Source organism: Sphingomonas colocasiae (genome assembly GCF_019880585.1).
GTDB lineage: Bacteria > Pseudomonadota > Alphaproteobacteria > Sphingomonadales > Sphingomonadaceae > Sphingobium_A > Sphingobium_A colocasiae.
The window spans coordinates 292,902-306,253 of sequence record NZ_JAINVV010000004.1 but is presented as its reverse complement, the minus strand read 5'-3'; the positions used below and the strand labels follow the sequence as shown (position 1 = coordinate 306,253).

The following is a 13,352-nucleotide window of genomic DNA, read 5'->3' as shown; positions in this document are numbered from 1 at the left end:
CACACCCCAACATCCCGTCGCTCCAGCGAAGGCTGGAGCCTATGCGATGCGCCCAGCCGCATCGAAGCCCGAAGATCGCATGGGCTCCAGCCTTCGCTGGAGCGACGGGCGGTGATTCGGTGTGACAAGCGCCGGCCACGGGAACGGCTGGGTCCAAGTGGATTACGGTCGTTCGTCAGGCGTCATCCTACGCATATCTTATAAGGCGTTCGCACCTCTGCCGCTCCGTTGCGGACGCGCCCTCCACGCTCGCGGCGTAATCTTCGATGAAGTCTCGAGCGATAAATGCCTCAAGGAAGTAATCGTACTCCTGCCATGAAAGGTGACAGGCTCCGCTTCATTCCCTTCGGCCACGACTAAGACTGTATCCGCATCCGGTGACCATGGTCCGGAAACGTAGATGATTAGATCGTCACCCCAATTGGCCGCTTCACGAACAAGTTCGACCAGCTTCACATCACGCCCCCCGGCTCATCACCTGCCGCCGCGTGTAACGATACAGCGCGGCCAGCAGCGCGATCACCAGCACCGGGCCGGCGATCAGCGCCACCGGGCCGAAGCCTTCGGGCGCGATCGCCATCGGGGCGTCGCTGTTGGTGGCGTAGACGATCAGCGCGAAGCTGACGCCCCACAGGCTTTCGCCCACGATCAGGCCGGTCGCGGTCAGCACGCCCATGCGGCGCGCGAATTCGGGGTCCGCCGTCCGGTCCGCCCAGCGGTCATAGACCATGCCGATCACCGATCCGAGCACCACCGGCAGCGTCACCGCCATCGGCAGGTACACGCCGATGCCGATGGCCAAGGGGGGCAGCCGCAGCTTGCCCGCCTTGCCCAGCAGTTCGTCGACGATGATCACGCCCACGCCCACCAGCGCGCCGAGCTGGATCATCGGCCAGTTCACGCCGCCGCCCAGCACGCCCTTCGCCAGCGCGGAGATCAGCGCGGCCTGCGGCGCCGCCAGCGCGTTCGGCCCGGCATTGGGGGCGCCCGCGAAGCCCAGCGTCTCGTTGAGCAGGTTGAGCACCGGCGGGATGATCATCGATCCGAAGATCACGCCGAAGACGAGCGCGAGCTGCTGTTTCCACGGCGTCGCGCCCACGAGCTGGCCGGTCTTGAGATCCTGGAGATTGTCGTTGGAGATCGTCGCCACGCCGAAGACGACGCCGGTGACGATCAGCGCATAGGCGATCAGCGCGTCGGTGGAGGCGGGATCGATGCCGCGCCCGAACAGGCCGACGAGCAGCAGCGAGGCCGCGAGGACGGAGAGGATGCCGATGCCCGAAACCGGGCTGTTCGACGCGCCGATCAGCCCCGCCATATAGCCGCAGACCGCCGCGATCACGAGGCCGATCACCGCCACGAACAGCAGCGCGCCGCCCACCAGCAGCCATGCCGATCCCTCCAGCGGCCCGCCGGTGAGCGTGGACCAGAGCAGGATCGCGATCGGGATCATCGTGGCGAGCGCGCAGGCGACGACGATGCCGAAGGGAATGTCGCGCTCCTCGATCGGCAGCGCATCGCCCCCGCGCGAGACGCCCGATGCCGCCATCGCCGCGCGGATGCCGCGCGTGACGGGGCCGGCGATGCGGATCAGGCTCCAGATCGCCGCCACGCCGATCACGCCCGCGCCGAAGAAGCGCACATCGTTGCGGAAGACGGTGCCCGCCCATGCCTCCACCTCTCCGGGCATCGGGTTCTGCGCGGTCAGGATAGGCAGCAGGATCCACCAGCCGATGACGAGCCCGGTGAACATCGCCATGCCCACCGAGATGCCGACGAGATGGCCCGCGCCGAACAGCGCGAAGGAAAGCCCGCCCGAAATGCCCGTGGCGCCCGCGCCCGCGCGGAAGAAGACCGCTGCCTCCTCCACCACCAGCTTGGTCTTGGCGATCGCGGCGAAGCCGGCGGAGACGACCGCGTTGATCACGATGATCGCCAGCCCCTTGCCGCTTTCGGCGGCCCCGGCGCGCGATTCGGCGCCCACCTTCAGCACCTCCGCCGCCGCGCGCCCCTCGGGATAGGGCAGGTTGCCGTCGACGACGAGCGCGCGGCGCAGCGGCACGGAGAACATCACCCCCAATATGCCGCCGGTCGCGCAGATCGCGGCGGTCAGCAGATAGGGAAAGCCCGTCCACCAGCCGATCATGACCAGGCCGGGCAGCACGAAGATGATCGCCGCCAGCGTGCCCGCCGCCGAGGCGACGGTCTGCACGATATTATTCTCCAGGATCGTCGAATCCTTGAAGTAACGCAGGATCGCCATCGAGATGACGGCGGCTGGGATCGAGGTGGCGAAGGTCAGCCCCACCTTCAGCCCCAGATAGACATTGGCGGCGGTGAACAGCAGCGTGATCAGCCCGCCCAGCAGCACGCCGCGTATCGTGAGTTCGGCGATCGGGCGGGCCGGTGCGGTGGCTTGGGTCACGGGATTTCCTTCGCTGTCATTCGGCCGGATCGTCGAACCGCTTGAAACGGATCGCGATGTCGTAGCGGTTCAGCACCAGATTCGTGCCGTCGATGCGGAGCGGTTCGCCGTTGAAATCGGCGCGGCCGAAATCATTGGCGTCGAACCGGAACAGGATGCGGTGCCCGCCGGGGGTCAACGGGTGGGGCGGCTCGGCGATGCCGTAGACGGGCATCACGGGCACCACCGAGACCGGAATTTCCCCCGCCTCCAGCGGCACCAGCCCGTCCTTGCCCACCGCGCGGAGCCGCCGTCCGGCCTGCCCCTCGAACGCGATCGCCACTTCCAGCGGATCGCCCCAGTCGAACCCCGGATCGGCCAGCGCGACGCGCAGTTCGCCGGCGGGCGCGGGCTCGTCCTTCACCACCGCGAAGGCGGGCGGCTTCACCCTGGGCTCGCTGGTCAGGCGCACGGTGCCGTCCTCCACGGTCCAGCGCCCCTCGGCGGTCTCGCTCACCGCGCCATATTCGAGCGCGTAGCGGAAGCGGCCGTCGGCGGCGAGCAGCAGCCCCCCGCCCACCTCCATCTGATCGACCTGATAGCCGCCCGCGATCGCGGCGCGGTCCTGCGCGGTGGCGGGCGCGGCGAATGCCAGCGCCCCGATCAGCACGGCGGGCGCCGCGCGCATCAACGGCCCTTAAAGAGGCCGCCGAGCAGGCCGCGCAGCAATTGCCCGCCCAGCCGCCCGGCCACCTGCCGGCCGACCGACGTGGCGGCGGAGCGCGCGGCGGACTGGACCATCTTTTCGGTGAAGCTCGGCTTGGCGTCCTCGCGCGCCTGCCGCGCGGCCTCGCGCTGCGCCTCGCGCTCGGCGGCGATGCGGACGCGTTCGGCCTCCTTGGCCTGGCGCGCGGCCTCCTTTTCGGCGGCGATGCGCTGCTTCTCGTCTTCCTTGGCCTGGACGGCGTCGAGCTTGGCCTGCTCCTCCGCCGCCTTGGCCTCGGCGGCGGCGGCCTGCGCCTCGCTCGCCTTGGCGGCCAGCAGTTCCTCGGCGGATTCGCGGTCGATCACCGTGTCGTACTTGGCGCCGACCGCGTCGGTTTCCCTGATCACGCCGCGTTCCACCGGCGTCACCGGGCCGACGCGCGAACAGACCGGCTTGATCAGCGTGCGCTGCACCGGCGATGGCGATCCGTCTGCCTGGAGCAGCGAGACCAGCGCCTCGCCCACCTTCAGTTCGGTGATCGCGGTCGCCACGTCCACGCCGGGATTGGCGCGGAAGGTTTCGGCGGCGGAGCGGATCGCCCTTTCGTCGCGCGGGGTGAAGGCGCGCAGCGCGTGCTGCACGCGGTTGCCGAGCTGGCCGGCCACATCCTCGGGGATGTCGATCGGGTTCTGCGTGATGAAATAGACGCCCACGCCCTTGGACCGGATCAGGCGGACGACCTGCTCCACCTTGTCGAGCAATGCCTTGGGCGCCTCGTCGAACAGCAGGTGCGCCTCGTCGAAGAAGAAGACGAGCTTGGGCTTGTCGGGATCGCCCACCTCGGGAAGCGTCTCGAACAGTTCGGAGAGCAGCCACAGCAGGAAGGTGGAATAGAGTTTCGGGCTGGCCATCAGCTTGTCGGCGGCCAGGATGTTGACGATGCCCCGGCCCTGTTCGTCGAGCTTGAAGAAATCCTCGATCTCAAGCGCGGGCTCGCCGAAGAAATGGTCGCCGCCCTGGCTGCGGAGCTGGAGCAGCGAGCGCTGGATCGTGCCCACCGTCGCCTTGGAGACATTGCCATAGGTGATGGTCAGCTCGTCGGCGCGGGTGGCGCAATGGCTGAGCATCGCCTGGAGATCGTCGAGGTCGAGCAGCAGCAGCCCGTCCTTGTCGGCGACGTGGAAGGCGATGGTGAGCACGCCTTCCTGCACCTCGTTCAGGTCGAGCAGCCGGGCGAGCAGCAGCGGCCCCATTTCGGAAACCGTGGTGCGGATGGGGTGGCCCTGTTCGCCGAACAGATCCCAGAACTGGACGGGATTGTCCTTGTACGCCCAGTCCGTATCGCCGATCTCGGCGGCGCGCGCGGCGAAGGCGTCATGCACCTTGGCGGTGGGCGATCCCGCCATCGCCATGCCCGAAAGATCGCCCTTCACATCGGCCAGGAAGGTCGGCACGCCGGCGCGCGAAAAGCCCTCGGCGATGCCCTGCAACGTCACGGTCTTGCCGGTGCCGGTGGCGCCCGCGATCAGCCCGTGGCGATTGGCGCGCCTGAAATTGAGGATCTGCCGCTCGCCGCCCCCGGTTCCGATGAAAAGGCCGGTCTCGTCAGTCATGCGCAGTCCTCCGATTGTTGGATATGCTTTAGAGCATCCCAGGGAGAAGTGGGAATCGGTTTTCCGCATCGGCGCATCCCGCACGCCCCCACTCCGTTCACGCCCTGCCGACCCGACACGTCATCACCCCCCATTCGGGCTGAGCCTGTCGAAGCCCTGCCCTTTCCTGGACACCGAAAGAGAAGAACAGGGCTTCGACAGGCTCAGCCCGAACGGAAGCGAGGGTTCACCCGCCCCATAAACAACAAGCCGCGCGATCCGGGGATCGCGCGGCCTGCCGTGCATCGGGGAAGCGCCCTATCCCTCAGCGGGAAAGGGCGTCCGGATCATTTGCGCTTGGTGGTCTTCACGCCCACATAGCGCGCCGGGGCGTTGCCGCGCTGGACGAGCAGCAGCACCGGGCGGTTCGCCGCGACCGAGGCCTTCACCGCGCTGGCGAGGTCGGCGGGCTGCGCCACCGGGCGCTGGTTGGCGGTGACGATGATGTCGCCGCGCTGGATGCCCGAAGCAGCGGCGTCGCTGGCGGGGTCGACCGCGCCGACGACCAGGCCGCGCACATCCTGCGACAGGCCGAGCTGGCGCGTGATCTGCGGCGTCAGCGCCTGCACCGCCAGGCCGATCGAATCGCGCGTCGACTGTTCGGTGGCGTCATTGTCGGGCGTCGGCACCGCGTCGTCGCCATCGGCGTTGAAGGCGGCAAGCTGTTCTTCCGGCGGGCGCGTGCCCACGGTGGCGTTCACCGTCATGCGCTTTTCGTTGCGGACCAGTTCGATCGGCACGCGCGTGCCGGGCTTCAGGTTCGAAACGAGGTAGGACAGCGTATTGTCCGGCGAAACGGGGGTGCCGTTCACCTTGGTGATCACGTCGCCCTGCTGGATGCCCGCCTTGGCGGCGCCCTCGCCCGGTTCGACGCGCGCGATCAGCTCGCCCGTGTTCTTGGGCAGGCCCAGCGACGCGGCGATCGATTCGTCGAGCGGCTGGAGCGCGACGCCCAGATAGCCGCGCTGCACCTTCGCGCCCGAACGCAGCGTATCGATGATCGGCTTGGCCTGTTCCGCCGGAATCGCGAAGCCGATGCCGACATTGCCGCCGGTGGGCGAGAAGATCGCCGAATTGATGCCGATCACATTGCCGTTCAGGTCGAACATCGGGCCGCCGGAATTGCCCATGTTGATCGACGCGTCGGTCTGGATATAGCGATCGAACGCGCCGCCCTGGCCGGTGTTGCGGTGAAGCGCGGAAACGATGCCCGCGGTCACGGTGCCGCCCAGGCCGAACGGATTGCCGATCGCGACCACCCAGTCGCCCACGCGCGTGCTCGTCGAATCGCCGAACTTCACGAAGGGCAGGTTGCTCGCCTCGATCTTGAGCAGCGCCAGGTCCGACGCGGCGTCGCGGCCGATCAGCTTGGCCGAATATTCCTTGCGGTCGGGCAGGGTCACGGTGATCGAATCGACCACGGCGCTGCGGTTGCCCGGCGCCACCACATGGTTGTTGGTGACGATATAGCCGTCGGCCGAGATGATGAAGCCCGAGCCGAGCGACTGCGCCTCGCGCGTGATCGGCCGGCCGCCCTGCTGGCCGCCGAACTGGCCGAACAGATCGCCGAAGGGCGTGCCGGCGAACGGGTTCTGCTGCTGCTGGACCTGCACGGTCTGCTTGGTCGAGATGTTGACCACGGCGGGCGCCAGCCGTTCGGTGAGCGAGGCGAAGCTCATCGGCGCGCCGCGCGGCGCGGCCGCCGCCATCGCGCGATCGTCGTTCTGCGCCGTTTGCGCGCCGACATTGGTGCCGACGGTGATCGCGGCTCCGCCCAGGAGCAGCGCGGTGGTAATGGCATATGCGTAGCGCACGTTCATCTTCCTTCCAACTTCCTTCACTTGCCCGTCTGTGCGGGGCTCGCGGTTTGCCGTCAGGCTGCTCCCCGACGGCTTAACGCAGTTTGAATGATTCCGGTTCAGCGCGCGCCCCGGAACTCACGCAGATAGCTGTTGTCCGGCGACAGGATGATCGACGACGCGCCCTTGCCCTCGCCGGGCGTGAAAGTCTGTTCATAGGACTGCATGGCCCGATAGAAATCGTAGAAGCCCGCATCCTTGTTGAACGCCTCGGCATAGGCCTTGGCGGCGTCGGCATCGGCCTGGGCGCGAACGATCTGCGCCTGTTTCAGGCCCTGCGCCTCGATCGTGCGCGCTTCCTGGATGCGCGCGGTGCGCATCCGTTCCAGCGCGCTGTCCAGCGGCGCGCCTTCGGGCAGGTCGGCGCGCTTGATGCGCACGTCGACGATCTCGGCGCCATATTGGCGCGCGGTGCGGTTCAGCGCGGACTGGATATTGTCCATCACCTGGCCACGTTCGGCGCTGAGCAACGCGGCGAAGGGCCGCTTGCCCAGCTCGTTGCGCAACGCCGATCCCAGGATCGGGCGCAGCGCGGAGGCGACATTGTCCGGATTCTTGGCGGTAATCACCATACGCAGCGGATCGACGATGCGGAAGCGCGCGAATGCGTCCACCTGCAGACGGAGCTGGTCGGTCGACAGCACCTGTTGCTGGTCCATGCTGATCGACAGGATGCGCTTGTCGATCCAGGTGATGTCGTCGATGAACGGCCATTTGGCGATCACGCCCGCGCCGACCCCGCCGAAGCTCTTCTTGGGATCATAGACGTTGATCAGCCGGACGGGCTGGCCGAAGCGCAGGATCACGCCCTGCTTGGTCTCCGGCACCACCACCACGGTGGAGGCGAGGATGAGCAGGGCCGCGATGGCGGCGAGCGCTGCGGCGATCGGATGGCGTCCGATACGATCGATCATCGGGCCGCTCCTTCCGCCGGACGGCGCTGAAGCTGCTGCAACGGCAGATAGGGGGTCACGCCCGGCGCCTCGACCACGGTCTTGTCCACTTTCGAAAGCACCCGTTCCATCGTTTCATAATACATGCGTCGCCGCGTCACTTCGGGGGCCAGGCGATATTGCTCATAGACCTTGTTGAACGATTCAGCCTCGCCCTGCGCGCGCGCCACCACCTGCTGGGCATAGGTGCGCGCCTCGTTCAGGTTGGATTGCACGCGCTGCTGCGCGGCGGTCACTTCCTTGAACGCCTCATTGACCGCGCTCGGCGGATCGGCCTGGCTGATCGAGACGCCCTGGATGTGCACGCCCGCCTTATAGTCGTCGAGGATCGCCTGCATCGTCTCGCGGACGCGCTGCTCCACCTCGTTACGGCCGGGACCGATCGCCTGGATCAGCGTGAAATTGGCGAGCACCGATCGCATCGCGCTTTCGGCGACTTCGCCGATGGTCTGTTCGGGATCGGCAAGCTGGAACAGATATTGTTCCGCCGCGCCCGGCTTGACGCTCCAGCGCACGGTATAGGCGAGGTCGACGAGATTCTGGTCGCCGGTCAGCACCAGATTGTCGTCGCCGCCGGGCTGGCCGATCGGAATGGTGCGGATCGCCTGGATATCCACCTTCTGCACGCGTTCGAGCGGCGCAGGCAACGAGAAGCTGACACCGGGCTGCATGGTGCGCGAATAGCGGCCGAGCTGGGTGACGACGCCGGCCTGTTCGGGGCCGATCCGGTGGACGGAGGTCATGGCGAGCCACAGGAACAGGAAGCCGCCGATCAGATAGGGCCAGATCGCCATGCCGCCGGGGCCGGAGAAGCCCCCGCCGCCAATGCCGCCGCCGCCGAACAGCTCGCGCAGCTTGGCCATGATCTGGTCCAGCGCGGACGGGCCGGGCCGGCCACCACCGGGCCGGCGCGAGCGATCGCCGCCGGGCGGACGGCTCCATGGGTTCGGCCTGCCGCCGCCCGATCCGTCGCCGTCACCACCACCACGGCTGCCCCATGGGCCACCATTTTCACTCAGCACGGCGCCGATGGACGCCAACCACCCCGATCTCTTGTTCATCCCGCCATTATAGGAAGCACTTTCGGGAAAAACAGTGGCATTGCCCGAAACTCTGCCTATCTGGCGCGCATGACCGATCAAGATCGCCTGCTCGCCGCCATCTCCCCCATCGCCGAAGGCCGCGCCGCCGGGCTCCGGCTGGCCGAAGGACGCGCCAGCCTGATTCTCGACGTGACGGGGCTTTCGGGTGACGAACGGCTGAAGATGGAAGGTGCGATCAAGGCGGTGCTGCTCGCCCAGGACGGCGTTTCCGAAGTACGCGTGGCGATGACGAGCGAGAAGAAGGGCCGCCGCCTGATCGCGGTGGGCAGCGGCAAGGGCGGCGTCGGCAAGTCGACGGTCGCGGCGAATCTGGCGCTGGCGCTCAAGGCGCTCGGCTTCAGGGTCGGGCTGGTCGACGCCGATATCTACGGCCCGTCGCAGCCGCGCCTGATGGCGACGGAAGGCCAGCGGCCCCAGGCCGAGGACAAGAAGCTGATCCCGATCATGAGCCCGCACGGCATCCCGATGCTCTCGATGGGGCATCTCGCCAAGCCGGGTCAGGCGATCGCGTGGCGCGGGCCGATGGCGGGCAACGCGCTGGGCCAGATCATCGACGCCGATTGGGGCGATGCCGATCTGCTGATCGCCGATCTGCCGCCGGGCACCGGCGACGTCCAGCTCTCGATGATCCAGAAGCAGAAGCCGGCGGGCGCGGTGATCGTCTCCACCCCGCAGGATCTGGCGCTGATGGACGCGACGCGCGCGATGGACCTGTTCGCGCAGGCGGGCGTGCCGATCATCGGGCTGGTCGAGAATATGGCGGGCTACGAATGCCCGCATTGCGGCGAGGTTTCCGATCCCTTCGGCGCCGGCGGCGTGCAGGCGGCGGCGAATGTGATGGGCCATGATTTCCTCGGCCGCATCCCGCTCACCCTCGCGATCCGCACCGCGTCCGACGCGGGCCAGCCCCCCGCCGCCGGCGACGGCGCGGAGGCGGCCGCCTTCCACGCGATCGCGGCGCGCATCGCCGAATGGTTGAACCAGCCGGCACACTAGATCGTTAAGGTGGCGAAAGGATGATTCGATGCCCCTGACCCGAGACGAGGATATCGCCGCCCTGCTCACCGAAACCCGCACGATCGCGCTGGTCGGCGCGTCGGACCGGCCCGACCGGCCGAGCTACCGGGTGATGCGCTTCCTGCAGGATCACGGCTATCGCGTGATCCCGGTGAATCCGCAGATCACCGGCGAACATGTGCATGGCGAATATATCTGGCGCGAACTCGCCCAGATCGGCGAGCCGATCGACATGGTCGACATCTTCCGCCGCCCCGAAGCCGCGGGCGACGCGGTGGACCAGGCGATCGCGGCGGGCGCGAAATCGGTCTGGATGCAATTGGGCGTGATCAACGAGGCCGCCGCCGCCCGCGCCGAGGCGGCCGGGCTGAAGGTGGTGATGGACCGCTGCCCCGCGATCGACATCCCCAGGCTGGGCGTGCCCCGGATCGCGGAAGCCTAGAACATTTCCACAATGAGCGGAAACGCCCGTGTCTTTCGTGGCCGCATTTTCCGAGCCGTTGACCGTAAAAGGTCAACTTGAAAATGCTCTAGCTCATCGCATTGATGAGCGTGCCGAATACGTCGTTGAGCGACAGGCCGAGATTCACGAAGGCGATGGTGCAGGCGAGCGAGATCAACGAGGCGATCAGCGCATATTCGATCGCGGTCGCGCCGCACTTTTCGCTGAACAATTTCCGCAGCATGTTGATTATGGTTCCTCCCGGCCAGCGGCACCGAAGTGGCGCGCGGCGGTTTCGGAGAGGTTAAGACAGCGGCGGAGATAGATCCGGAATGGACCGGATCGCCGGTCAGGAGGGCAGGATGACGGACGCGATCACCTTCGAGCCGGGCATTCCGGTGCTGCGCATCTACGACATCGCGAAGGCGATGGAATTCTACGTCGATTTCCTGGGTTTCACGCTCGACTGGGAACATCGCTTCGCGCCCGATCTGCCGCTTTACGCACAGGTCTCGCGATCGGGGCTGAAACTGCATCTGAGCGAACATTATGGAGACGGCACGCCCGGCACCGTGGTCTGGATCCGGACCGCGAACCCCCGCGCCTTCTTCCGCGAGCTCGCCGACAAACGCGCCCGCTTCGCCCGGCCGGGCGCCGACGGGGACGAAGCGACGATCACCGATCCCTTCGGCAACATGCTCCGCTTCGACGGGAGCCGTTAGGATGATTTCGAGGCAGGCGGAATCACCTGTCGGCCCATAAGGCACGATAAATAAAGGACATTCAGAGTCGATCCGATTCAATCTGAACTGGACCGACTCTAGAGCGGAGGTTCATGCCATTCGGGGGAAGTCGACTCTTGCGCATCCCAGCTCTATCCAACGCGTCACCCCAGCGCAGGCTGGGGTCTCCCAACCAGTTCGCGCTATTTCCTGCGGCAGATCCCAGCCTGCGCTGGGATGACGTGTGGGGTTGGCCTACGGCCGACTTCGTCCCGAGCAGCACGATCCCCCCAGCGCCCCCCTAACGCACGATCCCCTTTTCCGCGCGGTCGCGCAGCCGCTCCACCGCGGCGGCGTGGATGCCGGGGGCGCTGGCGATCACGCCGAAGGCTTCGCCCCTGGTGCTGTTGAAGCGCAGCGCGCCGCCGAACGCGTCGGTCACGCACGCGCCCGCCTCGCGCGCGATCAGCACGGCGGCGGCGATGTCCCATTCATTGCCCCAGCGCAGCGTGGCGAGCAGATCGGCCTCGTCGGCGGCGACCATCGCGATGCGCAGCGCGATCGAATTGGGCTTGAACACCGCGGTCAGATCGCTGTCCACCTTGGGCAGCGCGTCGGTCGGCACGCGCGCGCCGGGAAAGGCGGTGCGCGTGCTGGCGCTCAGCGGCACGCCGTTGCGCCACGCGCCGCGCCCGGCCACCGCGCGCCATTGCTCGCCGCGCGCCGGCGCGTCGAGCACGCCCAGCACGGGCACGCCGCCCTCGATCAGCGCCACGCTCACCGCCCAGCCGGGGCGGCCGCGCATATAGTCGCGCGTGCCGTCGATCGGATCGACCACCCACACGCGCGGCACCAGCAGCCGTTCGGCGCTGTCCACCGTCTCCTCGGACAGCCAGCCCGCTTCGGGATCGAGCGCGTACAGCCGCTCGCGCAGCATGTCGTTCACGGCATGGTCGATCTCGCACACCGGATTGCCCGGCGCCTTTTCCCAGCGTTTATAGTCGCTTTCGCACCGCGAGAGCGCCATCGCCCCGGCCTCCGCCGCGATCTCCGCGACCCGATCGATCAGCGTTTCAGGCACCGGCCACCGTCATGCCCTCGATGCGCAGCGTCGGGGCGTTGACCGCGTAGCGGAATTCCAGATCGTCGGCGGGCACGAGCTGGCGGAACATGTCCTTCAGATTGCCCGCCACCGTCATCTCCGCGATCGGGCGGGTGATCCGGCCATTCTCGATCAGGAAGCCGGAAGCGCCGCGGCTGTAATCGCCGGTCACGCCGTTCACACCCATGCCGATCAGCTCGTTCACATAAACGCCATAGGCGATGTCGGCGATCAGGTCCGCGGGGCTGACGGCGCCCGCCGCCATGTGGAGATTGGTGCTGCTCGCCCCCGGCGGGCCGCCCACGCCGCGCACCGCATGGCCGGTGGGCGCAAGGCCGAGCTGGCGCGCGGCGGCGGCGGTCATCAGCCAGCCGGTCAGCACGCCATCGTCGATGATCACGGTTTCGCCGGTCGCCAGTCCTTCTCCGTCGAACGGGCGCGAGCGCAGGCCGCGCGCGCGCAGCGGATCGTCGACCACGCGCACGCCCGGCGCGAACACCGGCTGGCCCAGCGCGTCGAGCAGGAAGCTGGTCTTGCGCGCGATCGCGGCGCCGTTGATCGCGCCCATCAGCGGGCCGAGCAGCCCCGCCGACACGCGCGGATCATAGACGACGGGCATCGCGCCGCTGCGCGGGCGCGCAGGATCGAGCCGCGCCACCGCGCGCTCGCCCGCCTGGCGGCCGATCGCGGCGGCATCGTCGAGATCGCCGATATGGCGCGCCGAATGATGCGCGTAATCGCGCTGCATGCCCGCGCCCGTGCCCGCCAGCACGCTCGCCGAAACGCCGTGGCTGCTGCCGGCATAGCCGCGCGCGAAGCCCGCCGAGGTGGCGAGCGCCGCGATCGAACGGCCCGCGCTGGCGCCCGCGCCCTCGCTGTTGGTGACGCCCGCCACCGCGCGCGCCGCGTCTTCCGCCTCCAGCGCGCGCACCTTGAGCCCGGCGGGTTCGGCGGCGCCGCCATCGTCGATGTCGAGCACGGGGGGCTCGCCGCGCATCAGCCGGTCCTCGGGCGCGAGCCCGGCCCAGGGATCCTCCGGCGCCTCGCGCGCCATCGCGACGACACGCTCGACCAGCGCGGCGAAGGATTGCGGCGTCAGATCGGATGTGGAGGCGCTGGCCGAACGGCGGCCGACAAAGGCGCGCAGGCCGATCTCCTCCCCCTCGGAGCGTTCGACATCCTCAAGCGCGCCCAGCCGCATCTGCACCTGGGTGGAGGCGCCGCCCACATACAGGGCATCGGCGGCGTCGGCGCCGGCCTTGCGGGCGAGCGCCACCAGATCGGCGGCATGGGATTCGGCTTGGGATACGCTGAGCATTTCTCGCACCTAGAGTGGTTCCAAGGCAGGTGGCAACACCTGCCGGCCCGGGAACCACGACAAACGGGGAAATC

At 68.1% G+C, this 13,352-nt stretch carries 12 protein-coding genes; 3 read left to right on the top strand and 9 right to left on the bottom strand.

Annotated features, from left to right (window positions below; all coding sequences use genetic code 11):
* Positions 1 to 457: 457 nt before the first annotated feature.
* From K7G82_RS07875 to hflK, 6 genes are all read right to left on the bottom strand, one after another.
* Entirely contained in the window at positions 458 to 2,425 is a 1,968-nt protein-coding gene (locus K7G82_RS07875; RefSeq protein WP_222989304.1) for an OPT family oligopeptide transporter, read from the bottom strand.
* Positions 2,426 to 2,441: 16 nt separating this feature from the next.
* Positions 2,442 to 3,092, bottom strand: a complete 651-nt coding sequence (locus tag K7G82_RS07870; protein WP_222989303.1) for a hypothetical protein — start codon at positions 3,090 to 3,092, stop codon at positions 2,442 to 2,444.
* Entirely contained in the window at positions 3,092 to 4,723 is a 1,632-nt protein-coding gene (locus K7G82_RS07865; protein ID WP_222989302.1) for a helicase HerA-like domain-containing protein, read from the bottom strand. The genes K7G82_RS07870 and K7G82_RS07865 overlap by 1 nt, the downstream gene beginning before the upstream one ends.
* Positions 4,724 to 5,049: 326 nt before the next feature.
* Positions 5,050 to 6,576, bottom strand: a complete 1,527-nt coding sequence (locus K7G82_RS07860; protein ID WP_222989301.1) for a Do family serine endopeptidase — start codon at positions 6,574 to 6,576, stop codon at positions 5,050 to 5,052.
* A gap of 104 nt (positions 6,577 to 6,680) precedes the next feature.
* Positions 6,681 to 7,535, bottom strand: coding sequence for a protease modulator HflC (gene hflC / locus K7G82_RS07855; RefSeq protein ID WP_222989300.1), 855 nt, complete (start codon positions 7,533 to 7,535; stop codon positions 6,681 to 6,683).
* Positions 7,532 to 8,635 (bottom strand): protease modulator HflK, encoded by a 1,104-nt coding sequence (hflK, locus tag K7G82_RS07850; protein WP_222989299.1) that lies wholly within the window; start codon positions 8,633 to 8,635, stop codon positions 7,532 to 7,534. Before hflK ends, hflC begins: the two co-directional genes overlap by 4 nt.
* Before the next feature lie 69 nt (positions 8,636 to 8,704).
* On the opposite strand from hflK, the gene K7G82_RS07845 reads away from it, so the two are divergent.
* Together K7G82_RS07845 and K7G82_RS07840 are read left to right on the top strand one after the other, a co-directional pair.
* Complete coding sequence (locus K7G82_RS07845) at positions 8,705 to 9,673, top strand: P-loop NTPase (RefSeq protein WP_222989298.1); 969 nt, start codon at positions 8,705 to 8,707, stop codon at positions 9,671 to 9,673.
* Positions 9,674 to 9,701: 28 nt separating this feature from the next.
* On the top strand, positions 9,702 to 10,136 hold the full coding sequence (locus tag K7G82_RS07840; RefSeq protein ID WP_222989297.1) for a CoA-binding protein: 435 nt from the start codon (positions 9,702 to 9,704) through the stop codon (positions 10,134 to 10,136).
* Positions 10,137 to 10,224: 88 nt separating this feature from the next.
* Here K7G82_RS07840 and K7G82_RS07835 read toward each other — a convergent pair whose 3' ends face one another.
* On the bottom strand, positions 10,225 to 10,380 hold the full coding sequence (locus K7G82_RS07835) for a Flp family type IVb pilin (RefSeq protein ID WP_222989296.1): 156 nt from the start codon (positions 10,378 to 10,380) through the stop codon (positions 10,225 to 10,227).
* Between the two features lie 118 nt (positions 10,381 to 10,498).
* On the opposite strand from K7G82_RS07835, the gene K7G82_RS07830 reads away from it, so the two are divergent.
* Positions 10,499 to 10,858, top strand: coding sequence for a glyoxalase superfamily protein (locus K7G82_RS07830; RefSeq protein ID WP_222989295.1), 360 nt, complete (start codon positions 10,499 to 10,501; stop codon positions 10,856 to 10,858).
* Positions 10,859 to 11,159: 301 nt separating this feature from the next.
* Here K7G82_RS07830 and K7G82_RS07825 read toward each other — a convergent pair whose 3' ends face one another.
* A complete protein-coding gene (locus K7G82_RS07825) occupies positions 11,160 to 11,939 on the bottom strand; it encodes a 3'(2'),5'-bisphosphate nucleotidase CysQ (protein WP_222989294.1) in 780 nt (259 codons plus the stop codon).
* The gene (locus K7G82_RS07820; RefSeq protein WP_222989293.1) at positions 11,932 to 13,278 is read right to left on the bottom strand and encodes a TldD/PmbA family protein; all 1,347 of its coding nucleotides are present in this window, start codon (positions 13,276 to 13,278) and stop codon (positions 11,932 to 11,934) included. The genes K7G82_RS07825 and K7G82_RS07820 overlap by 8 nt, the downstream gene beginning before the upstream one ends.
* Positions 13,279 to 13,352: the final 74 nt, after the last annotated feature.